Source organism: Anabaena azotica FACHB-119, from assembly GCF_014697625.1.
GTDB classification, from domain to species: Bacteria; Cyanobacteriota; Cyanobacteriia; order Cyanobacteriales; family Nostocaceae; genus Trichormus; species Trichormus azoticus_A.
Genome location: NZ_JACJSG010000051.1, coordinates 1 through 25,374, shown reverse-complemented (window position 1 = coordinate 25,374; position 25,374 = coordinate 1). Strand labels below are relative to the sequence as shown.

Here is a 25,374-nt window from a genome sequence, read left to right as displayed (position 1 = left end):
ATATAGTGAACAGTCAACAGTGAACAGTTGTAGGGGCGGGTTCATTAAGTAATTCATGGGGAAAACAGATATGTTCGTTAAACCCGCCCGTACTTAAATACGTCGGTGAGACACCACCGCAATTGGTGGAAAGGTAGGGAGGCGCTTCTTTATCCCCCATCATACGCCCTGGCTGACTGATAACTGATAACTGATAACTGATAACTGATTTAACGAGCATCTTGTACAGCATTTTCTGCTAGGCTGGGCTTATCCATGATCCGCATTTTATTCATCTGAGTCAGAGCATATTTTGCGGTTGCCTGTACTTCTTTGTCTGGATCATCTAGGGCGTGGACTAACATCTGGCTCATTTGGGACATCATGTCATATACGCGAGTTAAATCACGAATGGCATTTTGTCGAACTTGTGGGCTTTCATCCTGTATGGAGACGGCGAAGGCTTTGTTAATTGGTTTGAGCGATCGCACGTTAATCTCTGATAAAGCTGCCAATATTAAATTGCGTTGTTGTGAGTCTGCATCAACTAACAAGTTTACTAATGGCTGAATTGCCCGTGAATCCCCTTGCTGTCCTAAATCCCAAATGGCTTTATGTCGTTTTTTGGGGTCGGTACTACGTAAATCTTGAATCAACTCATCCACTATGTTGACTTTAGCAAGACGGGATGTCGGTTCTATAGGCATCATTGTGGCGGGAACTGATGCTTTGGCTGTTTGAGTTCCGTTGGCGTGAGCAGCATTTTCTTGATAGCTGGGTGCGTGGGCGAACTCTTGTAATGATGTGATTTGCTGTTGTTGGGTGGGACTTAAGGCTTTTTGTATCGTCGGTTTGCGTTGCTTTCTTTGTTTTTGTGGCTCAAACCGTTGCAACAAATATAGGGTTGCGCCTATGGTTCCTAGAGTCCCCAGACCTAATATTGACCACCACAGAAAATCTCTCAGGGCTGAATCGGAATTGTTTTTACTAGGGGCAGTTGTGGTAGTAGCTTCAAAAGCTGAGACTAGCGATTTTGGGTTACTTTTATTAGCTCCCAAGCTCGCTAACAAAGCCCTTTTAGTAGTTACATCCGCGATTCCATCTACTCTTTTCAAACCCTTGGCTTGCTGAAATTTGGCTACAGCAGCTTTCGTACTTTGCCCATATTTTCCATCTACAATATCACTGTAGTAGCCTAGCCGACTCAGTTGAGTTTGTAATCTTTGTACATTTGGCCCTTTACTACCCGGCTCAAGTACAACTTGTTTAGTAGTTGAGATGGAACTGACTTGTGCCAGTTCTAATTTTTCCGGTGTGAAATTAGTGCTAGCTGTGTTGGCTGGAGTTGAATATAAACCCACACAAGAAAAACAGGTAAGTAGGAAGATTGAGGAGTAGTGTAGCCTCATATTAAAAGTTAGAGCCTAAATGTGTGATTAACTACCTAATTTTACGTAAGTATTCTCTGTTATTGTGACGTAAAAATCTAACCTTAGTTCCTAGTAATATAGCGTATTTTGTTTACTTATTTCATGTTTTTCTTGTAAATCTCCGGGAGATTTTCTGATTTAGACTCTATAAGTTTTACAGTTAAGGGAGTAACTAGCGGCTTCAGTGTTGCTGAAGTTTCTTCCAGAATGGGTTGTTTGTTTTGCCCTGCTAGATTATCACGCTGATTGATGAGATAGATACTAACTAAGGTGAGAAATACTCCCATCCACTGTAAGGAACTGAGAACTTCTGAGAGCAAGAGATGACCAAATAGGAGGGCAAAAACAGGGGTAAGGAAGGTGAGAGAACTGAGACTTGTGAGGCTACCACTAGAAGCAAAGTAGAAAAATAATCCATAGGCGATCGCACTGCCAAACAAGGTAGCATAACCCAAAGCCAGCCATTCAGCACCTACCAGATTTTCCCATTGTTGAGATTCCACCACCCAGGAAACTCCCCACAATGGCAACCCACCCAAAATCATGTGCCATCCTGTAGCTGTCACGGGGTCAACATACTTAGTCACAAACCTAATTAATACCGTTCCCACCGCCATCGATAAAGCAGCTAACAGCATTAACCATTCCCCACTAGCAAACAGGTCTTGCCAGTTACCCAGCCTCACCTCTGCGCCTGTACCTAGTACACCGTAAATCAATTCATCCGGTAAGCCAATTAAACTGATTCCTGTGACTCCTAAACCTAAACCCAACCATCCCCACAAACCAATGCGTTCTTGAAATAGCCATAACGACAGCAACGCCACCGCCAAAGGTTGGGAGTCAATCATCACTGAACCCAAACCCGCACTAGTTCGGACTAATCCCTCAGCTAAGAAGCCTTGAAATAAAGTTCCATCCACTAGCCCAAATAAGGCTATCCATAACCAAGCTTGCCAACTACTGGGTTGGGGTCTACCTGAAAGCGTCGCAGCGATTAAAATCAATACTCCCGCAGGTACTAATCTTACCCCCGCCATGAAAAACGGGGTGGTGTGGGGTATAACTCCTTTCATCGCTACCATTGCTGTCCCCCAAAGGAAAAACGGGGCAATTAACAGGATGGTAGATATAGGGAACTTAGATGCACTAAGTTTCAGTTGCATGGATTTACAGGTGCAGAGATTACTTCTACCAATTCTACCCAATTGTGTCTTTTTGTGAAGGAATGCTTTATGTTTGTCATGAGCGGCTCTACACCTCTTATCAGGACTAAAGTCCTTACTACAAGCCTGTTATCTTGAAATAATTAACGTAAATTATGTACCAAAGTGAATAAAAGCTGCGCGGAACGAGATAAACCATAATGCAAGCGTAGCAAATAGATAGAGGTAGAACCGAAGCATGACGAAATTGAATGTGCAATGGACAATACTATGCAGGACACGAAATATAACGAACACCCACGCAGCGTTCACATATACTGCATCTACCTGCTTCGTGATAAACAAATATAGTACAAGTGCATAAAAAAGTACCGGAATCTCGAACAGGTTCTTCAGGTTATCCGATGGATTAGATATACTTGGGGGTGAAATTTGTGCCAGTGCATTAGGTACAGCTAGGTCTTGGGGTTTGAGCTTTGTACTTGTGATGAAACTAATACGACAAATGTACATATATACCCAGACCACAAATGTTAAAAAAATTGATGCAAAGAAGGGACTGAAGATTGTGTCTTGTCTCATTGGCTCCTCTTAAATTTTCTTATTCTGCTGATGGGTAAGCAATAAATTGCGCTATACAAAGCGTATATAATTTTTTGATTGATTCTTATCTCAAAGTAGAATTGAGATTAGAGTTAATAACTGACAAAAAAAAGGGATGTGTAGCTCTTTCGGTTTGGCTGATGTTCCAATTAATAGGTGCGTTAATGAAATAACGCACCCTACTGTTTAGGAGAATTGAGGTAGGAGATTTCTTTCTAAATGGGTGACTAATTTCACGCCAAACTCGTTTTCAAAAACTTCTTTTTTGAAGTCTAAACTCCAGAGTTCTAAGGCGCAGTCGTCATCTGGTCGGGATGGATAGATTAACAAATTGAACTGCTGGAATTGGGGATAGTAATCACATTTAATTCCAGATATCGCCCCAATTTGTCTTCTATCTAATGCTACTGCCAATCTTAACAGTGCGCTTAGTTGACAGACTGCTTGCCGATGTTCTTTACTTAACAAGTTGCGGAAATTCTCATGCTTTTTCTTGGGTGGTGATTTGCGATGATAACGGGCTAGATTGGCAATAATTTCTATCTCGGTTTCGTTATAACCTAGCAATTCACTATTCCGAATGAGATAGTATGAATGTTTGTGGTGCGATGAATGGCTGATATGATGACCGCAGTTGTGTAACATTGCCGCCGCCCACAGTAGTCCTCTTTCGTTACTTCCCCAATGGTGTAGTAAGCCTTGGGTTTGGTCAAATAAACTTAGGGCAAAGGTGGCAACGCGATCGCTATAATCTAAGTTAACTTGATATTTGCTGGCTTGTTTGAGAACGCTTCGTTGGCGGATCGAACTTTGAAACCGCAGTCTATCTTCAATCAAGCCGTTGCTTAACATCCAGTCAACGATTACGCCTTCCCGTAATGCGCGACTACAAGCTGTTAATGACTCTACACCCAACAGTGTCATTGCTTCTTGCAAGATGATAGCGCCGGCGAGGATGACTTCAGACCGTTTTTCCGGCATACCAGGGATAGCGGATCTTTCGACGTTGGTCATTCTCCGCAAGCGATTTACCCACTCTTTTAGGTCTTTGAGGGTGAATTGATAACCGTTGAGAGTAGAGGGGACTGTCCCCAATTTTTCCCGCGCATGAATCATGGCTATGGTTTCAATTGTGCCAGAAGTGCCGATTAAGCGGGGAGATTCGCCAAATTTGAGGTTTGCTAGTACCTCTTCCACGGAACGTTCTAACATTCCCCGCGCGTAGGCTTGCAGGTATTGAAACTCAACATGGCTGATGGGGTCTGTGGTGATTAACTCGCTAGTGAGTCGCACAGCCCCTACTTTGGTGCTGGTAAGGGTACGGGGTTCTTGAGAATCACCTAAAATTAATTCTGTCGAACCACCGCCAATGTCTATGATGAGATGCGGCTGGTTATGAAATTCCATCCCCGACAGCACACCCAGGTAGATGCGTCGCGCTTCTTCTTGACCGGAAATCAAGTCAACGCTTAAACCCAACTCGGTTTCTATCTGATGGAGAAAATCTTTACCGTTGGGCGCTTCTCTCACTGCACTAGTCGCCACGGCGATGAGGGTTTCCGCATTGGCAGTTTTCGCAGCTTGTTGAAAGCGCCTCAAAGTAGCGATCGCTTTTGCCATCACTTCTGGTTTTAACTCACCAGTGGTAATATTGCGATCGCCCAGCCGCACAGTTTCCTTTTCTCTGGAAATAATGCTAAAAGCTGGTAGTGTCGGGTCAATCTTTACTACTACCATGTGCAGAGAATTGGTTCCCATGTCAATGGCAGCAATAATCCGGTGTTGCTGGACTGGTTGAGTGCTGACACTCTCCCAGCTAGATGAAATTAAATTCACCATCTAGTCTTCTCGCTGTATTCAGGATGGATGGTAATGAATGGTGTGTCGGGGTAGTTGGCAGTAATACACGTTGCAACACACTTATTTTCAGGCTGACCGTAGTCAAGATTACCTGAGTTAAGTATATTCACCCTGTCTTTTACAATTTTAGTGACTATTTAATTGATTTGTCTTAAAGTCGCCACTGTATATCTTGTGTTTTTACAAATATCAAAAAAAGTTATTCTATATATGTGAAGATGTGTGAAGTGAGGGAGAGGGGGGAGGTGAGGGAGAGGGGGGAGATGAGGGAGATGAGGGAGATGAGGGAGAAATTATTAACTCCTGCCTTTTGACTAATGACTAATGACTAATGACTAATGACTATGTTAGAAACTAACCAAGAACCTGTTTGGCTAACAATTTTCCGTCTTTTGCGCTGGCACAAACCGGAAGGACGGTTAATTTTAATGATTCCTGCCCTGTGGGCTGTATGTTTAGCCGCCGCAGGTAAACCGCCTTTACCTTTGGTGGGTGTAATTATCTTAGGTACACTGGCTACCAGTGCGGCTGGATGTGTGGTGAATGATTTGTGGGATAGGGATATTGATCCAGAAGTGGAAAGAACCCGCGATCGCCCATTGGCAGCTCGTACCCTTTCTATAAAAGTTGGTATTGGTGTTGGTATTATCGCTTTATTCTGCGCGGCAGTTATTGCCTTTTACCTCAACCCCCTGAGTTTCTGGTTATCTGTAGCAGCCGTACCCGTGATTTTACTGTATCCAGGTGCGAAGCGGGTGTTTCCTATACCGCAGTTAGTACTTTCCATCGCTTGGGGTTTTGCGGTGTTGATTAGCTGGAGTGCAGTGACGCAGAATATTTCTCAACCAACTTGGCTATTGTGGGGTGCTACGTTACTTTGGACATTGGGATTTGATACAGTTTATGCCATGAGCGATCGCGAAGATGATCGACGCATAGGCGTTAATTCCAGCGCCCTATTTTTTGGTGATTATGCTCCTTTAGCTATTGGTATTTTCTTTTTAGGTACAATTATTTGCCTAGCTTGGTTGGGTGTTTCCATACATTTGCATCTGGCATTCTGGATTACTTTAGCAATTGCTAGCGTCGGTTGGATTTGGCAGTTTCTACGCTTAAGACAACCAGACTTACCACTACCTGCTTATGGTGAAATGTTCCGGCAAAATGTTTGGCTTGGTTTTATCTTATTGGCTGGGATGATATTGGGGTCTTTTTAATCAGTTGACAGGTTACAGGTTACAGGTTACAGGTTACAGGGGACAGGTTACAGGGGACAGGTGACTGTTGACTATTGACTGTTGACTATTGACTGTTGACTATTGACTATTGACTATTGACTGAATTTAATCGCTAAATCTTTAAGTATGATTACATAACCAGCTTTACAAAAAATTTACTAAAAATTAGTATTTCCCCTGTTTTCACAAAGTTTTTATCAAAATATTGGCGATCGCCTCCGAAATATTACGAATATAGTTTAGTAGTTGGGTATATGGCTATAAAACTTAGACCCGCCCAACTCCATGAAGCAATCACTTACATTGGGGCAAAACCAGCCTTTCTTAGTCAAAGTCATCATGATAGTTTTCATCTCTTTTGGCAGCGTTGGTGTTGTCGGGGGGAGTTTCTTTCTCAGACAAGCTTTTATTGGTAGTAACCAACCGGAAATTGTCACAGATACATCACGCTACAAACAAATTCGTGATCAACTTTGGTCTAGTCAGGAAGAAATTAAACACTTCCCTACAGAAGTTCCGCCGGGAGTTGAGAATGTGCGTCTAGCTTATTCGCCTGGAAGTTCACAAACTGGGAGTTATTTCCAAGTCAGGTTGAAAAAATCATCGGCGCAGATTCAACAATTGTTAGCCCAATACCGCAAACTGGCTAAACGTCGATATATGGGTGGTGATACTAATGTTCACGCCAATTTACCCAACGGCGTACCAACCACTTTTTTCTATACCAGTGAAACTGGCGAATCTTTCTCACCTTCCTATGAAATACTGGTTTTGAATGCAAAAGATAAAGGTAGACCAGGTTTTAAGTGGAATCACGGTGATAGCTATGGTGTAGCAATTGATAGTTCAGCGTCAGAAATCATTTATTGGGCGGAAAAGTGGTAAGGGACTTGCAACTAAAAAAATATACAATCACTTTGGTGAGCAGGGGGAGTAGGGGAGGAAGAATATAATTAGTTTCTCAGCTTTCACGCATTGAATAATTTAATTTTTGGAAGTTCCTAAGAACACTAAGGAAAAGCGATCGCTTGCTTTAGGGAAAAGAAATACTTAATTAACGTGAGTTCGATGAACCTCTCCCTCCCAACCTCCCTCTCCTCGTAGGAGAGGGAGGAGAAACGAAAAAATCACCCTCTTACTCCCCAATACAGTTCAGTTAAGACTAGATAGAATGGCAAATTTGATTGAACATCCTGATTTCTTCCTTCTCTTCGAGAGGCTGCGCCAACGGTTCCCAACGGGTACGGCGTTTATCGGCGTTTATCGGCGGTTAATTATTCTTATCTGAACCGTATTGTCTTACTCCCCTCTCCTCGTAGGAAAGGGGTTGGGGGTGAGGTCAAAACAACGCTGGTCGAACTCACGTTTAATTAACCCATTAGGCAGATTAGCAGAATGCAGAGTCGTTTCGTTAGTCAGAGGATATTTGATTTGAAAATTTCTACAATCAGCTCAGTCTAACTAAAGCTGATTTGGAGGGAATATGCAGCACGATGAGTTTATCGCACAAGTGAGACATCGCGCCAATTTGAGAACAAGCGGTGATGCGGAACTTGCGACCCGTGCTACCTTAGAAACATTAGCGGAACGTCTAGCCGGAAACGAAGCTAACAATGCTGCGGCACAATTGCCTAAAGGCATTGCCCAATATCTGCAACATCAATATGCAGGTACAGGGGTGCGTTTATCCTTAGATGAATTTTTTCAGAGAATTAGTCTCAGAGAAGGCGTAGAGTTACCAAAAGCGGTTAATCATGCGCGTGCGGTAATTAAGGTATTAGCTGAGGCTATTAGCCCTGGAGAAATTCAAGATATTCGTACTCAACTACCACCAGAATTTGAACAATTGTTTGAGGTAGGAAGCCAAGGAAAGATGCAGGTTAATACTTAGACAGGATTTGAGCAGAATACCAGGAGTGTAACACCATGCTATTTAAAGACCGGACAGCAGCAGGTCAAGTTTTGGCTCAAAAGTTAGCAGATTACGCTAACCGCCCCAATGTGCTGGTGTTAGCGTTACCTAGAGGTGGTGTTCCCGTCGGTTTTGAAGTGGCTCAAGCCTTAAATGCTCCCTTAGATGTACTAATAGTACGCAAACTAGGTGTGCCTGAAAATGAAGAATTGGCGATGGGAGCGATAGCTTCTGGTGGTGTGCGTATCCTCAATCAAAGTATTGTTGAGCAAATCCAGATTCCTGATGAAGTAATAGCCTCAGTTGCAGCCCAACAACAAAGGGAACTAGAAAGACGGGAAACTATGTATCGGGGCGATCGCCCTTTTCCCGATTTAAAAGGTAAAATTGTGATTCTGGTTGATGACGGTTTAGCAACTGGTGCAACCATGTGGGCTGCGATAATTGCTGTCAGACAAAAGCAACCTCAAGAAATTGTCGTTGCTGTACCAGTTGCTGCACCGGAAACTTGTGAGGAGATATGCAGCAAGGTGCAAAAAGTTATCTGTGCAAATACGCCTAGCCCATTTTATAGCGTTGGTATGTGGTATGAGAAATTTCCCCAAACTACGGATGATGAAGTCCGCGAGTTATTAAATAAAGCTACTAATAACCATCAGCCATTATTGTTCTGAAAATAGACATACTTTCTGTTAAAAAACAGTATGAATAATGAATTAAAGCAAACTGCATCCCAATTATTAGCAGCAATGCTATCTAACCCTCATATTTATTCCCAGATTAGTGAAGAGGGTGGGTATGGGCAAATGGAACAGCAGTTGATTTTAATAGCAGTAGAAATGGCTGAAAGTTTAATTCAGCACATCGATAATGCTCATCCTCAAGCGGAACCCAAACTATAGCAAAAAACTGATATAAACTATATTAGCCAACAGCAAAATCTGTAAATTGTCTTTTATAAGAAGAGTCAAATCCTAGTACAATATCTTGTTTAGGAACACCTAAATTTTCTCCCCTTGTTTTTCAGCCGTAATAATTTTTTCTGCGTCTATATCAATATATAATTCAACCAAACCTCACTCTATAGGAATTTATATTTTGTTGACATAAAATATTTTACTCAAGATTTCTATCCTTTACCTACGCCGATCGCTTTCTAAATCATCGATGACTTTCTGCATATACCATTCCTCAGACATTCCCAGATAATTGTCTTTTTTCTGCTGAATCAATCTTTGGGCAATTTCCCAATGTCCACCCACCAACCGCAGGAGTTTTTGACGTAGCAAATTAGACTTTTGTTTTTTATATTCAGGAACAGATGTCTGAATTTGTTTGAGGCTATCTTGGGTTTGTTGGTAATTTTCCCAGTCTTGTTGTTCACAAAAGATACTGGCTGCTTTTCGATAGTCTTCAATAGCGTTTTGCATTTCTTCTAGGAAGGTATAAGCAAGAGCGCGATTGTAGTAAGCTTGGGCATCATTGGGGTTAATTTGCAGTGCTTTGTTATAATCTTGAATTGCACCGAGATAATTACCCATTGCGCGATAGGTATTACCTCTGGCAACATAAGCTAAGATGTCTTCTGGCTGCATCTGGATGGCTTGATGAAAATCGGCGATCGCACCTTGATGATCACCTAAGAAAGAACGTGCTTTTCCTCGGTTACGATAAACGGCCGCATCTGGAAAATTTAATTGTAGTGCTTGGTTAAAATCGGCGATCGCTTCTCGATAATTCCCCATTTTGCAACGCACCACACCCCGACAGCAATAAGCTTGTGCATCCTGCGGATCGGCTTGTAATATCCAGTTTAAATCGGCTATGGCTTCTGTTGTATCTCCCTTCTCGGCTTTGTCTAGTAGCTGGGTGAAATATTCGTTGACAGATTTGATCGATGCAATGGGTGCGGTTTTTTGCTGTATGGTTGGTTTTTCTGCTGGCTGTAACTGTTTAATTTTCTCCAGACACAGACGACAGTTTTCTTTATCTTTTTGTTGTAAGTATAATTCTGCGGCTTTTTTAAAGCTGGCGATCGCATCTTGAATATAACCCTGTTTGCGTCGCACCGTACCTCGTAAGCTATGAGCCGCAGCATAATTAATATTAAGCCGAATAGCCTGTTCTACATCCTCCTGCGCCCCTGGTAAATTTTTCAGCGCCAGTCGCGCTAATGCACGACAGTAATAAGCTTCTACAATTTCAGGGTTCAGCTTGATAACTTCGGTGTAATCTGACACAGCAGCAAGTATTGCTCCTGAGTCATAATAAGCCAAACCCCTTTGTAAATAAGCCTCAGCAAAGTAAGGATCAGCTTTTAAAGCAAGGCTAAATTCCTCAATGGCTCCAGCGTAGTCTTTTTGTTGAGCTTTTAAAAGCCCTTGGTTGTAAAACTCGTTATTCATAGCAATTTTATATATTTCCAGCTTGTGGAAGGCACAACTATGAAAATTAGAACTATCACTACTGGTATATCACTTGATTCGCCCAAAGAGACAGCAAAAATCAAAATGGCTGCTAATTTTAATCAAAAAGCACAGATGATTTTTGCAGAACAAGGCTATGAAGTGCAAACAACGAGAATTTCTACAAATACTTGGGAAGAATATCTAGCTGGTTTATCTTTGAGTGCAATTATGAAAGAGGTGCAGGTTTTAGAAGAACTCTGCCAAAGTATGGATGTCAGCTTTTTTAGTATCGGCTACGCTAGTAGCCCAGAAACTATAAAAATTATTCCTGAACTTAAGAAAAATACATCTGTAATTTACTGTTCTAGTAAAATTAGGAGTCACTTAAAAAACGTCAGAGAATCAGCACAAGCTATTAAACGTATCTCTCAGGAAAGCGATAATGGCTTTGGTAATTTTCGCTTTTGTGCTTGGGCTAATTGTCCTGCAAATATTCCATTTTTTCCTACATCCTATCATGTAGGTGCAACATCTTTCACCATTGGCTTAGAGCTTGGTGAGTTGGTGATGCAGGTTTTTTCTCAAGCTAGGGATTTAGAAGATGCTGAAATTAAGCTGCAAAATACTTTAAAATTAGAGGTTGGTAAAGTAGTGGCGATCGCTGAAAAAATCTCGACTCAATTTGAGATAAAATTTCATGGCGTAGACAGTTCTCTAACTCCATCTCTAGATAAAGAAAATAGTATTGCTTTCGCCTATGAAAAATTGCTAGATGGTAAATTTGGCAATCCTGGTACTCTAGCAATTTCGGGAATGCTAACGCGGGTTTTAAAAAGCGTATCAAATAAAAACTGTGGCTATTCTGGATTGATGTTACCAGTATGTGAAGATATTGGTTTAGCCACCAGAGCTAATGAACAAACTTATGATATTACTAACTTATTGTTGTATTCAGCAGTTTGTGGTTGTGGACTAGATACTGTGCCTATTCCCGGCGACATCACAACCGAAAAGATTGCGGATATTTTAAGTGATATGGCAACTTTAGCCTTTAAACTGAATAAACCCCTATCGGCAAGATTATTTCCCATTCCTGATAAAAAAACTGGGGAAATAACATCATTTAATTCTTCCTATTTGGTTGATTGTCAAATATTTTCAGTTAATTAATTTGTCTATCTTCTCAGAAAACCTGTAAGGCGTTCAACTGGAATGAATACATCAGGAAAACTTCTGGGTGAGATAGTACCTGTAGTTAGTATTATTTCAGTTGTATATTGCCCATTTTCAAGATTACGAAATACTTGTAACTGAGAATTTTTGAGGTTGACAACCCAATATTCAACAATACCAGCTTCGGCGTATATTTCTCTTTTCTCACCTAAATTTTTGCTGAGGGTAGCTTGAGAAAATTCGATAAGCCAAAATATATCTTCAGGATAAGGATGGTGTTTTAAATAAACTTCACCTAGCGGTTTAACAATGGCAATATCGGGTGCTGGTTCAGAGTTGTTGGGTAATGTAATAGGTTTGCGATCGCGAATTTTTACTTGTTCACCAAGTAATGCACGGAGATAATCTGCGGCTTCTGTGTTGTAGTAGGCGTGAGGTTCACGTTCTGGAGGCATAACAATCAGATCACCACGCAACAGTTCTATGGGTTGGTCATCAAATATACCAGCTTCTATTGCTTGATGATAACGTTCAATTGTCCACTTATAGGTAGTTATGGTCATAACAATTTTTTAAGCCTTTGTGCTACCTTATAAACAAAAAGTTTACCCCAATTTTTTATAAAGTCGCGCTAAATATATAGGACTCATACTTTATTTTTGAAATATTACGTAGGGTGGGCATTGCATCGGCATATCATGGATTTGGTGGGCGGTGCATCGGCCTACAAATACTACACTGAGATTTTTTTTACGTGAGTTCGATGAACCTCTCCCTCCCAACCTCCCTCTCCTCGTAGGAGAGGGAGGAGAAACGAAAAAATACCTCACCCCCAACCCCTCTCCTCGTAGGAGCGAAAAGTCTGTAGCTTGCTTCTCTAACGAGACGCTACGCGAACCCGTAGGGTGCGCGGGCTTGCGGCGTACAGAACTTTTCAAGAGAGAGGGGTTGGGGGAGAGGTCAAAACAACGCTGGTCGAACTCACGTTTTTTTAGAAATCAAATCGGATTCCTATATAATGTAGAGACGTTGTATACAACGTCTCTACAGGAAAAAATTAAGCTTTAATCAGTCAATAAACTAGGAGAAGTCAAGACAAAAACATCCCTAATTCCTTGAGCTTCAGTCTGTGGTTTTATTGGAGTAGTAAAGTGATAAAATTCGTGGTCGTTAACTAATAATAATTCCCCAGGATGAAGTATCTTACTAAATACGGGTTTCTCTTTTTTGGCAGTATATAAATGTGTTTCTCCACCTTGAATATTTTCTCTATCAACGGAGAAGATACCGATAAAATCAGTACCATCTTGATGGATACCTTCAGGTGCAGGATTGCCAAAATTTTCTGGAGAACAAGTAGTCCTGATTTGATGTACGCCGATTTCCGCTTCTGGATGAAGCTTACAAGAATCGCTAAATGCTAATACTAAATTTTGAAAGCTATTAAGCCCTATAAGTCTATCATCTAATTCTGCAAACTCTCTTTTAATATCCCCCAGTAATGGATTGTAATCTTTACCTTGGAATAGATAACCATGTGGTAGCTTGATCAACTGATTCTCTGCAACTATAAACCGAGATAATCTACGCGAACGATAGTTGCCTTTAATATAAGGATCAAGTGGTAAATTGTTAAAAAACGGTTGAAAATCTGCTGTTTGAATTGAATTTACCTTTCTGAGAGTGAACAAAAAGGCATATTCTAATTCCGTCATTCCCCCGACTATTTGCATAGGATTTTTCTCCTTGCAGGTTGCAACCCTCCCTATTTCTCTCTATGGGAGGCTTATACCACCGAGTATATGCTTCTTTTTATTAAAATGTCGTCAATTTAACTACAAAAATTGACAAATTGTGATAAAGACATGACAAAACCTTATTGACGGGATTTATATGGGTCGTGCTTGGGTGTATATTGTCAGTTGTCAGTTGTTAGTTGGTTTTTCTCCTCTGCTCCCCTGCTCCCTCATCTCCCTCACAAAATGATTGATTGGCTATACCGTTACCCAACCCTGTATCCTGGTATTTTGCTGAAGCGCTACAAGCGCTTTTTTGCTGATGTACAATTGGATTCTGGCGAAGTTGTGACAGCACACTGTCCTAACACCGGGCCGATGACTGGTGTATCGACTCCAGGTAGTGCGGTACAAATTTCTCAAAGTGCTAATCCTAACCGCAAGTTGGCTTATACTTTAGAACTGATTCAAGTTCACGATAATGAACCGACTTGGGTAGGCGTGAATACTGCTTTACCTAATCAGATAGTTAAGTTGGCTTTGGCAAAATACTTGTTTCCCGAATTGGGTAATTATAACCACATCAAAGGCGAGGTAGTTTACGGTTTAGATAAGAAAAGCCGCGTAGATTTCTTCTTGACAGGGAGTGATACAGAACGCCCAATTTATTTAGAGGTAAAAAATACAACTTGGGCAAATGGCACTTTAGCGTTATTCCCTGATACGGAAACCACAAGGGGACAGAAGCATCTACGAGAATTAACGGCGCTATTGCCACAAATGCGGGCGGTCATGCTGTATTTTATCAATCGAGGCGATTGTACAGAGTTTGCCCCTGGTGATAGTACAGATCATATATATGGTAAGTTGTTACGAGAGGCGATCGCACTAGGTTTAGAAGTCTTACCTTGCCGTTTTGATGTTACCCCTGAAGGTATCCGTTATTTAGGTCTAGCAAAGCTGGTAATTTAATTAGGGGACTGGGAAGAATAGGCAATGCCCACAATATAATTTAACGTAAACAGGACTTACGCAATTGGCACATGGGGTATGGTGCATCAGATGTGGAAAATCCACAGAATGTGTACGAAATTATTGGGGCTGACGCACCCTACAGTTAGTTTGATTATGACACTTGCGTAAGTCCTAGTAAAAAAATCCCTCAGAATTTCTGAGAGATATTAGAGAAGGAGCGTTTTTTCGATGAGAAAACTATGCAGGGTTGGGTTGGGTTGGGCTTTGCAATAGATTGATAATGGAGGCTTTCTCTAAAATTCCTACTAGTACACCATTGTCACGAATTACGGGGAGGACGGACAATTTTTGTTGTTCTAGTAGTTGCACTACTTCTAACAATGGTTGATTTGAGTTGATGGTGGTAGACTGAATTGGGCGCATGACTTGTTGAATTGGAGTTTCTGTCCAAGATGTGGTGGGGATGGTTCGCAAGTCATCAAGATTAATCGCACCTACTAATTGTCCTTCGTTGTTGGTGACTAAAAACCGTCGCCAGTTCTGCCCTTGTATGATTTGTTCGTCGGCGAATTGTCTCAAGCTAAGATTGGCGGAAACGATGGGACTATCGGTGGTGACTACATCTGCGGCTGTTAAGCCTGTGAGTTTTTCTTGCACTCTGGCAAATTGGGCTGCATTACCTGCATTTTGGAGTAGGAAGAAGCCGATTAATAAATTCCAGATGTTGGCGAAGCTACCAAAATATAATATGGGAATTATACCAGAGGCGATCGCAATCCAACCAAAGATTTGTCCAACTCGACTGGCGAAAGCCACACCTTTATAGGGATTACCTGTGACTTTCCAGACAATGGCTTTAAGAATATTTCCCCCATCCAAGGGTAAACCGGGAATCAGGTTAAATAACGCCAATGCTAAGTTTACAGAAGCTAAAACTCCTAGAATCGCCGCTAATGGCCCTGTGACTGGGGTAGTTAAACCAATCAGTGTGACGATACCACATAATAATAGACTGACTAAAGGCCCGGCGATCGCTACCCAAAAAGCTTCAGATGGTGTTTTTGACTCTTGTTTTAAACTAGCCAAACCACCAAAGATAAATAGTGTAATCGAATCAACGTTAATTCCTTGACGCATAGCCACAAAGCTATGTCCTAATTCATGGGCGACGACAGAAGCAAACAATAACAGCGCCGTCGTCAATCCCAGTATCAAAGCCAACCCCCCAGATAGTTGGGGAAATTGTGCTAAGAGTCCACCGCTATAACTCCAGGTAATTAAACCCAGAACTAAAAACCACGACGGATGGATATAAAAAGGAATCCCGAAGAGATTACCAACGCGAATTGTTCCATTCATGTCGTTCACCTTGAATTACATTGTGTGAGTGTTGTGTTTTTCACTCACTCTTCATAGTGTAACGAAGTGTTAAGCCAATTTAATATTTCCTACAGTAGAGGTGTCCGTCCCTTTTGGTGTGGTTTTTGCACTGGGGAGAGTCAGTGAACAGTTATCAGTGAACAGTGGACAATGGACAGCTAACAGTGAACATCACCTGATAACTGATAACTGATAACTGATAACTGATAACTGATAACTGATAACTGATAACTGAATTGCTATATTTAAAGTTGTGATTTTAGGAGTGTTAGCTTTGCCATTTGTCCGCGTTCGTCAGCACGTTAACCCACTAGCTAAAAAATATAGTCAACCAGCTAATCCTCTGGAATGGGAGAAAATTTATAGCAATTCCCAGCAACCGTTACACCTGGATATTGGTTGTGCTAGAGGTAGATTTGTCTTGCAAATGGCGCAGGTAGAACCCAATTGGAATTTTCTGGGTTTGGAAATTAGGGAACCTTTGGTAGTAGAGGCTAATCAGTTACGTTCTCAGTTGGGTTTAACCAATCTCCACTATTTGTATTGCAACGCCAATAATTCATTACAACCGCTATTATCTTCTTTACCTACAGGCATTTTACAGCGTGTGACTATTCAATTCCCCGATCCTTGGTTTAAAACTCGTCATGCAAAACGGCGTGTGGTACAACCAGAATTAGTTGCAGATATCGCTAATTATTTGGCTGTTGGTGGTGTTGTCTTTCTGCAATCAGATATGGAATTTGTGGCTGTGGAAATGTGCGATCGCTTTGCTGCAAATCCCGCTTTTAATAGAGTGGGGACAGGCGAATGGTTAGCCGAAAATCCCCTCCCAGTCCCCACAGAAAGAGAAGTCACTACGCAAAGTAGAGGTGAACCAGTTTATCGCGCTGTATTTGCAAGAGTCCGGTAATTTTTAAGAGAAATTTGGCTGTCTTGCAAAGGTGTATACCATACACCCTGTATGCTATTGACATTTTATTAGTACTAATGTACTATATAAATATGAATATTGCAATTGAAAGCATTTAGTAACAACTAATTGCAATCAAATTTATTTGCTTATACACCAATACGGTTTAGATAAGAATAATTAACCGCCGATAAACGCCGATAAACGCCGTACCCGTTGGGAACCGTTGGCGCAGCCTCTCGAAGAGAAGGAAGAAATCAGGATGTTCAATCAAATTTGCCATTCTATCTAGTCTTAACTGAACTGTATTAGCTTATACACCGAACATGGACAATAGCAGCATGACAAATCATAATAAAATCTCTCTGCTAGAACTCATCGGAATTTTGACAGAATACCGCAACAACTTCATTATTAATATCAAGCATCTGCGAGACAATTATCAAAGAACAAGTATCAAACGAATCCCAGGTGTGAGAGATATAAATGGAGAAATTAGCCAGCCTTGGTTGCGGACAGAATATTTAGATAACGTTGAATATGTGCTTGTAAGTAAATTTGACTTAAATCGCAACACAGCCACTTTGAATATGTTAGTTCAACGTCAAGTTAAGCTGGTGAAAGCTGAAAATAAAACACCAGTACTTGAGGTTGCAGGGTTATTAGTTAATGACTTGAATAGCTTTAATAATTACACAATTGTCTGTGATGGTAGGTTGAATATCAAGTCATTACAAGTGAAAATCAGTAGTAAGAAATTGTTTGACATACTCAAACAAAAAAATGTTGTAAATGCTGATGATTTTGATTTTCGCCTGGAATATACTATCCAACTAGATACCTTACCCCTAATATCCAATAATGTCAACTACACCAACCTTGATGGATTGTTTGATGAATTAGCAGAAATCAAAGTATTATCTAGTGTAATTGCTGCTCATCTTAAAGGTGAGTCTGATGTATTTGTGCCACCCCAGCTAGATGATTTGAAATCTCACTACCTTTCTAGTAATGTTTATATCAACTTCCCGACAACTAAGGAATACGAAAATCGCCAACAAGCCATAGATAACGGTCAGATTGAATCACGCATTAGTTATAAAATTGATATTGGCAGTAAAGAAATTTTGAACCTCAATAAGTTTTATTCTGCTAATAAATTCCTTGACCGGATGTATCGAGTTTATGATAAAGAAACGGGAGAAATTTTCACCAAGCCTAATTTTGTGATGGCTTTTAACGAAAATCTGGCGTTTAGACATAAGCTGTTATCATCCCGGATGAAAATTACAAAAGCCGATGAGTTAATGCAGACGATTTTTGATGATTTTCTGGGTTTAGATACTAACGGCAAAGTTAAAGATATTCTCGCCAAGGTTGGTGCTGATAGTTTGGGACAAATATTACAGTCTAAAAATGCTGGCGAGAGTGTAAATAAAGGAGAGATGGTCGCAGCATTAACAGAGGCTAAAACAAGATTAGACGGATATACAGAGCAAATTTACCAGGAGAAAATTTCTCCTTTAGTATTTTATATTGGTGTCACAGGTAAATTACCGGATGCAATGGTAACGCCAGCAATGACGGCTGAAGAACTTGCTACTCAATACCCCAATTTAGAGTTTTCCAAATATGAGCAAGCAGGTACATTTTTTGTGGTTGGCGATAGTATTATTAGCGTCTATCCTCAGCTTGAATATTATAGTCAACAAACGGCTGTAGCTGTGCAGTAATATTTTGTTAAATTCCTTGTTTTCAACAGACAAGGAATTTTTATACCAATTAAAAAAAAGAATGCGACAGATACGTGAGTAGGGGCGCACAGCTGTGCGCCCCTACTGTGCGCTACTTGGTTTTTTTATTGATACGCTTGTCAATTATGGTTTTTTAGGGGATGAAACAGCCCCCCCTTAAAAAGCAGGGCTATTAACAATTCACGCATTCACGCATTCACGCATTCGCGCATTAAAGACATTTTGCCTACGGCACGCTACGCGAACAGTTGGGGATTTAAACCCCAACTGAAAATTTGCTACGTACAGACGTAGGGGTCTTTAACCCTCGGAATTACGATAAACCTCTTTTGAGGGAGTGGGGGAGCAGGGGAGCAGAGGAGCAGGGGAGATAGTCTTTTACCTTTCCCCCTTCCCCCTTTCCCTTTCCCCCTTTCCCTTTCCCCTTCCCCTTTCCCCTTTCCCCAGTCCCCAGTCCCCAGCCCCTACTGTCCCAGTTCCTTGATATTGTTCATTGCTTGCTGGTACAAGTCGTTGTTATTTTGCCGTTGAAAGATTTCTGCTGCTTGTTTCAAGTCTTCTAAGGCTCCTTGTTTGTCGCCTTGGGCGGCGCGGGCGTTACCTCGGTTATTGTAGGCGGGGCCGAAGTTAGGGTTGAGGCGGATGGCTTGGTTGTAGTCGGATATTGCCCCTTGGCTATCTCCTTGGGCGGCGCGGGCGTTACCTCGGTTGTTGTAGGCGATCGCATATCTGGGGTTGAGGCGAATTGCTTGGTTAAAATCTTCGATAGCGCCGGCTTTGTCTCCTTGGACAGAACGAGCGTTACCCCGGTTGTTGTAGGCTTCGGCGTAGTTGGGGAAAAGGCGAATCGCTTCATTGTAGTCGGTAATTGCACCAGCGTTATCACCAACAGAGGCGCGGGCGTTTCCCCTGCTGTTAAAGGCTTCGGCATCATTGGGGGAAAGGCGAATTGCTTCGTTGTAGTCGGCGATCGCTTTTTGCTTGTCTCCCAAATCGAAGTAAGCTAATCCCCTTCCTCTGTAAGCTGCGCCATAATCAGGATCTAGATTAATCGCCTTATCATAGGATGCGATCGCCGCTTGTGAGTCACCTTGAGAATGCTGTCTTTGCCCTTGGATGTATAATTGCCCAGCTTGCGAATTGTTAGTTGTCGTCCGACGGCTAGGAGGACTGACACCTATTTCCGTCACCAACACTTCTTTGTTATTACTACAGGAAACGCTGGTAATTGCGCTCAGTGCGGTAAGCACACCTATAGTTAATATTTTTTTTAACTTCACCCGCCCTTGCTCCAATAACCACCGTTTCATAAGTTGTTCTGAACCGCCATGATAACTGGATAAAAGTAGTACCAAACATAGTCAATTATCCAACTTAATATTGACTATAACTGTATACAGATATCCCCAGTTATTCAATTTGGTAGTTTAAATAGCGATTTTAGATTAAAAAAATCTGTTAATCTAAAACCTAAAATTAGCACTTCAAGGGGAAGTGCTGATAACTTTTACCCTCGGTTTAATTAACAGTAAATCACTATACAAATCGGGAAACTTAACAAATTCTTTTTGTCAGTTGCTTTTGATTTGGTTGAATCTACAGCAGTTTCGCTATTCGTGAAATCCTGTAGAGACGTTACATGTAACGTCTCTACATGGTTTTGGGTTTTAGGCTTGTACCTCATTTACCCAAAATATGCTGTATTTCTGCGTCAGGGACAATTACCGTAATTTTATCCGCCCAATAAACTGTATAATAATTTAAACTACAAATTACGAATTATTGTCCTGATTTTTCGGAGTCAGCCTTGAAGAGGTGCTTTGCTCAATATCTACAGACAATTGTTCGAGATTTTCCCCTAAATCCTTTTGTAGCTTTTGAGTGAGTGTTACCGGAAAATCTAAATCGATACCTTGTGTTTGGACTAAATCTGCCAATTGCGAAAACTGCACCTTGACAACTTTACGATCGTAACTTGTCAGCTTATACAAAGGAGTTTCCGAAATATCCTGAGCCTGCATAGCCTTTTTTAAACGCTCTTGTAAATGCTCATATTCAGAGTTTAACAGTTTCCACTGCTCCTCAATTTGCCTGTATCTGGCGTTGAGAACTATTACATCTTCTGTGGTTGGGTCAGGGTTACTTTCTGCCTGTAACTCTAACAAACGCCGATGGATTTGCGCCAAGTAAATACAATCTAAATAAGCGTATTCTATTTGTTCTTCAGTTAAGGGTCGTTGCGACCAATTGCTAGTTTGTTCTTGTTTATCAATATTATTAAAATTACATAATAATGTAGCTAAAGTTTGTAGTTGATAATTAGGTACAGGTAGGAGATAATAAGGGATTTTTTTAGCAATATCTAAAGTACAGGTAATATTTTTAGCTCGCTTATTACCCAAAAATTTCACATCAAAACTAGCATTGTGAAAAACCTTTTCAATCTGAGGATTGACCATGATTTGCTCAACAAAATCAGCTACCAAATTCGGCTGCTCAAGTACATCCAAAAGGTAAACGCGATCGCCACTCATATCATCAGGATCATCTAATACCTGAATCAACGATAATCTAGCACTACGGCTATTAAATTCCGCCACTTCTGTATCAATCCATAAAGTAGCAGCTTCACTATATTTAGAAATTATATTGTTAATTTCCCTAGCATCAGTTAAGTATGGCATAGTTATCAGTTATCAGTTATCAGTTATCAGTTATCAGTTATCAGTTATCAGGAGGTAGAGGTTAAATTCTTCCTTTCCCCTTTCCCCTTTCCCCCTTCCCCCTTCCCCTTTCCTCTTAAGGGCAGGTTTTTCATAAAGTAATCAGTGAGGACTATAAGATTCAGTAAATTATCAGACTTTCATCTACCCCTACACCCCTACACCCTTATACCCCTACACCCTAAAATCAGTGTTTTTGGGTCGAAGTGTAAAAAACCTGCCCTTGAAAGCTTCCCCTTTCCCCCTTCCCCAGTCCCAAAAAAAATTCCCACCCAAGCATCAGCCTGAGTGGGCAATATTGAGTAGGTACAAATTAATGTACCCTAAATCATTACCTAGATTACTTGCTTTCAGTGAAATCAGCGTCAATCACATCATCACCGCCGCCAGAAGAAGTAGAACCGCCATCTTGAGGGCCGTCAGCGCCAGGTGCAGCACCGCCAGCTTGTTGATAGATGTTGCTACCAACCGCGAATAGTGCTTGTTGCAATTCTGGAGTTAGCTTCTTGATTTGCTCGTCATCTTCCTTAGCAACAGCTTCGCGCAGTTCCTTGACTAAACCTTCAACCTTGGTTTTGTCAGCTTCGGGGACTTTATCACCCAATTCTTGGATTTGCTTCTCAGCTTGGTATGCCAAGGAGTCAGCTTGGTTCTTACGCTCAATTTTCTCACGACGTTCTTTGTCAGATGAAGCGTTTTGTTCAGCTTCGCGCACCATGCGGTCAACGTCGGATTTGTCAAGGGTGGAAGCACCAGTAATACTGATGGACTGTTCCTTACCTGTACCCTTGTCCTTAGCGGTAACGTTGAGGATACCGTTAGCGTCAATATCGAATACAACTTCGATTTGAGGTACACCGCGTGGTGCTGGGGGAATACCATCGAGACGGAAGGTTCCCAAGCTCTTGTTGTCGTTAGCAAATTCCCGTTCACCTTGGAGGACGTGAATTTCCACGTTGGTTTGACCATCCACGGCTGTAGAGAATACTTCGGATTTCTTGGTGGGAATTGTGGTGTTGCGAGGAATAATCTTGGTCATCACACCACCCAAGGTTTCTACACCCAAGGACAATGGTGTTACGTCTAACAACAAGATACCTGTAACGTCACCAGCCAATACACCAGCTTGGATGGCTGCACCAACTGCTACCACTTCATCAGGGTTAACGGTTTGGTTGGGTTCTTTACCCAAAAGATTCTTAACTAGTTGTTGTACTGCGGGGATACGGGTAGAACCACCAACTAATACAACTTCATCGATGTCATTTTTGCTTAACTTGGCATCGCGGAGCGCACTTTCTACGGGAATGCGACAACGGTCAATCAAGTCAGAACAGAGTTCTTCAAACTTAGCACGGGTCAGTGTCATATCCAGGTGCTTGGGGCCGTCCTGGGTAGCGGTGATAAATGGTAGGTTAATTTCCGCTTGGGTCACACTGGAAAGCTCAATCTTAGCTTTTTCTGCGGCTTCTGTTAAACGTTGCAGTGCTTGTCTGTCTTTGCGGAGGTCGATACCTTCGTCTTTCTTAAACTGTTCAGCTAAGAAATCAACGATTTTTTTATCGAAGTCGTCACCACCCAAATGGGTATCACCAGAAGTAGCCAATACTTCAAATACGCCGTCGCCTACTTCGAGAACGGATACGTCGAATGTACCGCCACCAAGGTCGAATACGAGAATGGTTTCGTTACTCTTCTTATCAAAACCGTAAGCCAAGGAAGCGGCTGTAGGTTCGTTGATAATCCGTAATACTTCAATACCAGCAATTTTACCAGCGTCTTTGGTGGCTTGGCGTTGGGAGTCGTTGAAGTATGCAGGAACGGTAATTACAGCTTGGGTAACGGTTTCGCCCAAGTATTTACTAGCATCTTCAACTAGTTTGCGGAGAACTTTAGCAGAAATTTCTTCGGGAGCGAATTGTTTACCAGCCCCAGGAGAGTCTAATTTGACGTTACCGCCACTGCTGAGAACTTTGTAGGAAACTTCTGTCGCTTCGTTTGTCACTTCGTCGAAGCGGCGACCAATGAAGCGCTTCACAGAATAGAAAGTATTTTCGGGGTTCATCACCGCTTGGCGCTTGGCGATTTGTCCTACCAAGGTGTCGCCGTTTTTAGCGAATGCTACTACTGACGGTGTGGTGCGGAAACCTTCTGCGTTAGCAATAACTGTGGGTTTACCACCTTCCATTACTGCGACGCAGGAGTTAGTTGTACCTAAGTCAATTCCAACTACTTTTGCCATTTTCGGTGCTGGCTCCGTATAACTACAAATGAATGGGAATATAAATTGCTCAATTTTTGAACCAACTAGTCAAAAAAGCAGTCAGTTCAGCATCCATAACCTTTTTTTGGTCTTCCTGGGTAGGAAATGCCAAGTTATGCTGATATATATACTGAAGCTTAGTAATCGCCAGTCCATGAAGGGTGGTTTACCGAACCAGGGTTGGGACGGTTAGTTTTAATAGTTGTTTCTAGTTGGTTCATGGATTAAATTACTTTCACTGTGTCTAATTTATGAGAATTAATACCGCAAGTAATTAGGGTCAACCGTAACGCTATTGTGGTGTTTGCCGTCTTTTGGTCATTAGTTATGATTCCATAGTCCATAGTGCATGGTCATTTGCCTATCTCCGCTACACTCTCTAAAGGTCGGAGAGTGGTCATTGTTCTGGTTTTTGATTGTGGTACAGCAAAGACTTTCCTATTAAAATGATTATCATTATTCTAGAAATGCGATCGCTTGTTTTTTTAAATCATCTCTTCTGGAAAAATCCTTTAGATAAATGCTAAAGATATTGTCATCAAATTTGAAGTACAGCAGAAACAAAAATAAAACTCCTTCAATAATGTCTGTACCAAAAGCTTCGATAAAATCTTACCTTATATAACTAAATGTCTAACTACAGGAAGATAAATTATATTCAATCTCTCATCTATTCCTTGACAAGCGGTCACTTTTAAAGAAAAAACAAGCTTAATATCAAAATTCTCAAATTACATAGGGGTACTTTTTAACCCCAAGAGTGCGGGGATGGCATAACTATTTAGCTGGAATCAAGTAATTTAAAGCTACCTATATCAAATGTCGTATAGCCATGAAAAGCTTAATTACAAGTAAGACGATGAGTATTGATGAGTCTTTACGGATGGCGACTACGCCATTGGAACTACTGCAACCTTCGCTTGCTGCTTTGGCGATCGCATATACTGCTGAGTTCCCGCAAATTTTAGAACTTCGTCCTGATTTCATGCGGCGAGTCGTGCAATATTCTGGCTGGATGTTAATTACTGCTATTCAGTCAAAGCTTCAATATCAAAAGTCCTTTGGGAATGGGAAATGCAGGAAACGATCGCTTGGTTAGACCAGCAGCGTATTAGTATGGAAGACTGGGTACAAGGAATTAGAATAAAGCTTTTAGACAAACAACTCAAAGAATTTTTGTTTGGGCCGAGTGTAGATGGTGAATATATGAGAAACCGCGATCGCTACAAACGAGTGGCAATATCGCAGATTCTTGTTGTAGACTTAGCAACAGCTTGGAAAATTGTCCAGTTGCTACGCGAAGGACAAGCTTCATTCTGTGCCTTAGCGTTGGAATACTCAAAAGGTAAGACATCACAAGAAAAAGGTGGGTTTGTCGGCACTCGCTTTTTGGTAGAACTAATACCAGATGTAGCTGAAGCTATTAAGAATGTGGAGGAAGGCGAAATTTTAGGGCCTATTCAAACTAAATTAGGTTATCACGTTGTCAAGGTTGAAAAGTGGTTTCCTCTGCAATTAACCCTAGCAGTTAGAGAGCAAATCATGGAATCTTTGTTTCAGTCTTGGTTACAAAATAAGTTGAACAATATCGTGTATCACGATTGAGATTATAAGTCAACTATTAAATATTAAGTAGTAGCGCGACCGGACTAAAATGTGGCAATAGATTTGAGAAAAATCGAACGCAGATAAACGCAGATGAACGCAGATGATAGATTGGTATTGCACTATTTTAGTCTGGACAAGCTACTACAGTTAGTTTGATTATGACACTTGCGTAAGTCCTATCTATAACTTGCTCTTATATGACAGTTAAGTAAAGCTATAGTGATACACCTTTACAATCCGTTACAAACTCTCT

23 protein-coding genes and 1 pseudogene are annotated in these 25,374 nt (G+C 41.3%); 11 read left to right on the top strand and 13 right to left on the bottom strand.

The annotated features are described in order from the left end of the window. Positions 1-13: 13 nt before the first annotated feature. The 5 genes from H6G83_RS28140 to H6G83_RS28120 all read right to left on the bottom strand — a co-directional run bounded on the left by H6G83_RS28140 (position 14) and on the right by H6G83_RS28120 (position 5,017). Entirely contained in the window at positions 14-220 is a 207-nt protein-coding gene (locus H6G83_RS28140) for a hypothetical protein (RefSeq protein ID WP_190478208.1), read from the bottom strand. Next, positions 210-1,388, bottom strand: a complete 1,179-nt coding sequence (locus H6G83_RS28135; RefSeq protein WP_190478206.1) for a peptidoglycan-binding protein — start codon at positions 1,386-1,388, stop codon at positions 210-212. The genes H6G83_RS28140 and H6G83_RS28135 overlap by 11 nt, the downstream gene beginning before the upstream one ends. 116 nt (positions 1,389-1,504) lie before the next feature. After that, positions 1,505-2,575 (bottom strand): DMT family transporter, encoded by a 1,071-nt coding sequence (locus H6G83_RS28130; RefSeq protein ID WP_190478204.1) that lies wholly within the window; start codon positions 2,573-2,575, stop codon positions 1,505-1,507. Between the two features lie 153 nt (positions 2,576-2,728). Further along, the gene (locus H6G83_RS28125; RefSeq protein WP_190478202.1) at positions 2,729-3,157 is read right to left on the bottom strand and encodes an MAPEG family protein; all 429 of its coding nucleotides are present in this window, start codon (positions 3,155-3,157) and stop codon (positions 2,729-2,731) included. Between the two features lie 207 nt (positions 3,158-3,364). Continuing rightward, a complete protein-coding gene (locus tag H6G83_RS28120) occupies positions 3,365-5,017 on the bottom strand; it encodes a Ppx/GppA phosphatase family protein (RefSeq protein ID WP_190478200.1) in 1,653 nt (550 codons plus the stop codon). Positions 5,018-5,382: 365 nt separating this feature from the next. On the opposite strand from H6G83_RS28120, the gene H6G83_RS28115 reads away from it, so the two are divergent. The 5 genes from H6G83_RS28115 to H6G83_RS28095 all read left to right on the top strand — a co-directional run bounded on the left by H6G83_RS28115 (position 5,383) and on the right by H6G83_RS28095 (position 9,090). Continuing rightward, positions 5,383-6,255 (top strand): 4-hydroxybenzoate solanesyltransferase, encoded by an 873-nt coding sequence (locus H6G83_RS28115; RefSeq protein ID WP_190478257.1) that lies wholly within the window; start codon positions 5,383-5,385, stop codon positions 6,253-6,255. Positions 6,256-6,561: 306 nt separating this feature from the next. Further along, the gene (locus H6G83_RS28110) at positions 6,562-7,161 is read left to right on the top strand and encodes a hypothetical protein (protein ID WP_190478198.1); all 600 of its coding nucleotides are present in this window, start codon (positions 6,562-6,564) and stop codon (positions 7,159-7,161) included. Between the two features lie 598 nt (positions 7,162-7,759). After that, entirely contained in the window at positions 7,760-8,167 is a 408-nt protein-coding gene (locus tag H6G83_RS28105; RefSeq protein WP_190478196.1) for a DUF2267 domain-containing protein, read from the top strand. 35 nt (positions 8,168-8,202) lie between these two features. Next, positions 8,203-8,862 carry a phosphoribosyltransferase gene (locus H6G83_RS28100; protein WP_190478194.1) on the top strand — a complete coding sequence of 220 codons (660 nt, stop codon included), beginning with the start codon at positions 8,203-8,205 and terminating at the stop codon, positions 8,860-8,862. 30 nt (positions 8,863-8,892) lie between these two features. Then, the gene (locus H6G83_RS28095) at positions 8,893-9,090 is read left to right on the top strand and encodes a hypothetical protein (RefSeq protein ID WP_190478192.1); all 198 of its coding nucleotides are present in this window, start codon (positions 8,893-8,895) and stop codon (positions 9,088-9,090) included. Positions 9,091-9,112: 22 nt separating this feature from the next. Here H6G83_RS28095 and H6G83_RS35610 read toward each other — a convergent pair. Further along, positions 9,113-9,193 (bottom strand): annotated as a pseudogene (locus tag H6G83_RS35610) (element excision factor XisI family protein); the annotation flags it as partial. Between the two features lie 131 nt (positions 9,194-9,324). After that, positions 9,325-10,593 carry a tetratricopeptide repeat protein gene (locus tag H6G83_RS28085; RefSeq protein WP_190478190.1) on the bottom strand — a complete coding sequence of 423 codons (1,269 nt, stop codon included), beginning with the start codon at positions 10,591-10,593 and terminating at the stop codon, positions 9,325-9,327. 24 nt (positions 10,594-10,617) lie between these two features. Here H6G83_RS28085 and H6G83_RS28080 point away from each other — a divergent pair, with 24 nt between their 5' ends. Further along, complete coding sequence (locus H6G83_RS28080) at positions 10,618-11,766, top strand: DUF711 family protein (protein WP_390822974.1); 1,149 nt, start codon at positions 10,618-10,620, stop codon at positions 11,764-11,766. A gap of 5 nt (positions 11,767-11,771) precedes the next feature. On the opposite strand, the gene H6G83_RS28075 is transcribed toward H6G83_RS28080, so the two are convergent. Next, positions 11,772-12,332 carry a Uma2 family endonuclease gene (locus tag H6G83_RS28075; protein ID WP_190478186.1) on the bottom strand — a complete coding sequence of 187 codons (561 nt, stop codon included), beginning with the start codon at positions 12,330-12,332 and terminating at the stop codon, positions 11,772-11,774. 501 nt (positions 12,333-12,833) lie between these two features. Continuing rightward, entirely contained in the window at positions 12,834-13,502 is a 669-nt protein-coding gene (locus H6G83_RS28070; RefSeq protein WP_190478184.1) for a 2OG-Fe dioxygenase family protein, read from the bottom strand. A gap of 249 nt (positions 13,503-13,751) precedes the next feature. On the opposite strand from H6G83_RS28070, the gene sfsA reads away from it, so the two are divergent. Further along, entirely contained in the window at positions 13,752-14,477 is a 726-nt protein-coding gene (gene sfsA / locus H6G83_RS28065; protein WP_190478182.1) for a DNA/RNA nuclease SfsA, read from the top strand. A gap of 240 nt (positions 14,478-14,717) precedes the next feature. On the opposite strand, the gene H6G83_RS28060 is transcribed toward sfsA, so the two are convergent. Next, positions 14,718-15,839 carry a site-2 protease family protein gene (locus H6G83_RS28060; RefSeq protein WP_190478180.1) on the bottom strand — a complete coding sequence of 374 codons (1,122 nt, stop codon included), beginning with the start codon at positions 15,837-15,839 and terminating at the stop codon, positions 14,718-14,720. A gap of 274 nt (positions 15,840-16,113) precedes the next feature. Between H6G83_RS28060 and trmB the strand changes: the two genes are divergently transcribed. Both trmB and H6G83_RS28050 read left to right on the top strand, forming a co-directional pair. Beyond that, the gene (trmB, locus tag H6G83_RS28055; protein WP_390822970.1) at positions 16,114-16,773 is read left to right on the top strand and encodes a tRNA (guanosine(46)-N7)-methyltransferase TrmB; all 660 of its coding nucleotides are present in this window, start codon (positions 16,114-16,116) and stop codon (positions 16,771-16,773) included. A 341-nt stretch (positions 16,774-17,114) separates the two neighbouring features. Continuing rightward, entirely contained in the window at positions 17,115-18,506 is a 1,392-nt protein-coding gene (locus H6G83_RS28050) for a hypothetical protein (RefSeq protein WP_242044874.1), read from the top strand. Positions 18,507-18,991: 485 nt separating this feature from the next. Here H6G83_RS28050 and H6G83_RS28045 read toward each other — a convergent pair whose 3' ends face one another. The 3 genes from H6G83_RS28045 to dnaK form a co-directional block, all read right to left on the bottom strand. After that, positions 18,992-19,837 carry a tetratricopeptide repeat protein gene (locus tag H6G83_RS28045; RefSeq protein ID WP_190478176.1) on the bottom strand — a complete coding sequence of 282 codons (846 nt, stop codon included), beginning with the start codon at positions 19,835-19,837 and terminating at the stop codon, positions 18,992-18,994. 462 nt (positions 19,838-20,299) lie between these two features. Further along, on the bottom strand, positions 20,300-21,211 hold the full coding sequence (locus H6G83_RS28040) for a ribonuclease D (RefSeq protein WP_190478174.1): 912 nt from the start codon (positions 21,209-21,211) through the stop codon (positions 20,300-20,302). A gap of 379 nt (positions 21,212-21,590) precedes the next feature. Next, positions 21,591-23,492, bottom strand: coding sequence for a molecular chaperone DnaK (gene dnaK / locus H6G83_RS28035; RefSeq protein WP_190478172.1), 1,902 nt, complete (start codon positions 23,490-23,492; stop codon positions 21,591-21,593). 853 nt (positions 23,493-24,345) lie between these two features. On the opposite strand from dnaK, the gene H6G83_RS28030 reads away from it, so the two are divergent. Together H6G83_RS28030 and H6G83_RS28025 are read left to right on the top strand one after the other, a co-directional pair. After that, positions 24,346-24,612 (top strand): hypothetical protein, encoded by a 267-nt coding sequence (locus H6G83_RS28030; RefSeq protein ID WP_190478169.1) that lies wholly within the window; start codon positions 24,346-24,348, stop codon positions 24,610-24,612. Beyond that, positions 24,588-25,118: a peptidylprolyl isomerase gene (locus H6G83_RS28025; protein ID WP_190478167.1), complete on the top strand. Its 531-nt coding sequence runs from the start codon at positions 24,588-24,590 to the stop codon at positions 25,116-25,118. Before H6G83_RS28030 ends, H6G83_RS28025 begins: the two co-directional genes overlap by 25 nt. The last annotated feature ends 256 nt before the right edge of the window (positions 25,119-25,374 follow it).

What these genes read in the sequence shown, in the direction of transcription:
- H6G83_RS28075 (WP_190478186.1), bottom strand. Translation starts at nt 12,332, where the DNA reads ATGACCATAACTACCTATAAGTGGACAATTGAACGTTATCATCAAGCA.
- H6G83_RS28140 (WP_190478208.1), bottom strand. Translation starts at nt 220, where the DNA reads ATGCTCGTTAAATCAGTTATCAGTTATCAGTTATCAGTTATCAGTCAG.
- H6G83_RS28105 (WP_190478196.1), top strand. Translation starts at nt 7,760, where the DNA reads ATGCAGCACGATGAGTTTATCGCACAAGTGAGACATCGCGCCAATTTG.
- dnaK (WP_190478172.1), bottom strand. Translation starts at nt 23,492, where the DNA reads ATGGCAAAAGTAGTTGGAATTGACTTAGGTACAACTAACTCCTGCGTC.
- H6G83_RS28070 (WP_190478184.1), bottom strand. Translation starts at nt 13,502, where the DNA reads ATGCAAATAGTCGGGGGAATGACGGAATTAGAATATGCCTTTTTGTTC.
- H6G83_RS28125 (WP_190478202.1), bottom strand. Translation starts at nt 3,157, where the DNA reads ATGAGACAAGACACAATCTTCAGTCCCTTCTTTGCATCAATTTTTTTA.
- sfsA (WP_190478182.1), top strand. Translation starts at nt 13,752, where the DNA reads ATGATTGATTGGCTATACCGTTACCCAACCCTGTATCCTGGTATTTTG.
- H6G83_RS28130 (WP_190478204.1), bottom strand. Translation starts at nt 2,575, where the DNA reads ATGCAACTGAAACTTAGTGCATCTAAGTTCCCTATATCTACCATCCTG.
- H6G83_RS28045 (WP_190478176.1), bottom strand. Translation starts at nt 19,837, where the DNA reads ATGAAACGGTGGTTATTGGAGCAAGGGCGGGTGAAGTTAAAAAAAATA.
- H6G83_RS28040 (WP_190478174.1), bottom strand. Translation starts at nt 21,211, where the DNA reads ATGCCATACTTAACTGATGCTAGGGAAATTAACAATATAATTTCTAAA.
- H6G83_RS28025 (WP_190478167.1), top strand. Translation starts at nt 24,588, where the DNA reads ATGCAGGAAACGATCGCTTGGTTAGACCAGCAGCGTATTAGTATGGAA.
- H6G83_RS28115 (WP_190478257.1), top strand. Translation starts at nt 5,383, where the DNA reads ATGTTAGAAACTAACCAAGAACCTGTTTGGCTAACAATTTTCCGTCTT.
- H6G83_RS28030 (WP_190478169.1), top strand. Translation starts at nt 24,346, where the DNA reads ATGAAAAGCTTAATTACAAGTAAGACGATGAGTATTGATGAGTCTTTA.
- H6G83_RS28085 (WP_190478190.1), bottom strand. Translation starts at nt 10,593, where the DNA reads ATGAATAACGAGTTTTACAACCAAGGGCTTTTAAAAGCTCAACAAAAA.
- H6G83_RS28110 (WP_190478198.1), top strand. Translation starts at nt 6,562, where the DNA reads ATGAAGCAATCACTTACATTGGGGCAAAACCAGCCTTTCTTAGTCAAA.
- H6G83_RS28060 (WP_190478180.1), bottom strand. Translation starts at nt 15,839, where the DNA reads ATGAATGGAACAATTCGCGTTGGTAATCTCTTCGGGATTCCTTTTTAT.
- H6G83_RS28095 (WP_190478192.1), top strand. Translation starts at nt 8,893, where the DNA reads ATGAATAATGAATTAAAGCAAACTGCATCCCAATTATTAGCAGCAATG.
- H6G83_RS28135 (WP_190478206.1), bottom strand. Translation starts at nt 1,388, where the DNA reads ATGAGGCTACACTACTCCTCAATCTTCCTACTTACCTGTTTTTCTTGT.
- H6G83_RS28050 (WP_242044874.1), top strand. Translation starts at nt 17,115, where the DNA reads ATGACAAATCATAATAAAATCTCTCTGCTAGAACTCATCGGAATTTTG.
- H6G83_RS28120 (WP_190478200.1), bottom strand. Translation starts at nt 5,017, where the DNA reads ATGGTGAATTTAATTTCATCTAGCTGGGAGAGTGTCAGCACTCAACCA.
- H6G83_RS28100 (WP_190478194.1), top strand. Translation starts at nt 8,203, where the DNA reads ATGCTATTTAAAGACCGGACAGCAGCAGGTCAAGTTTTGGCTCAAAAG.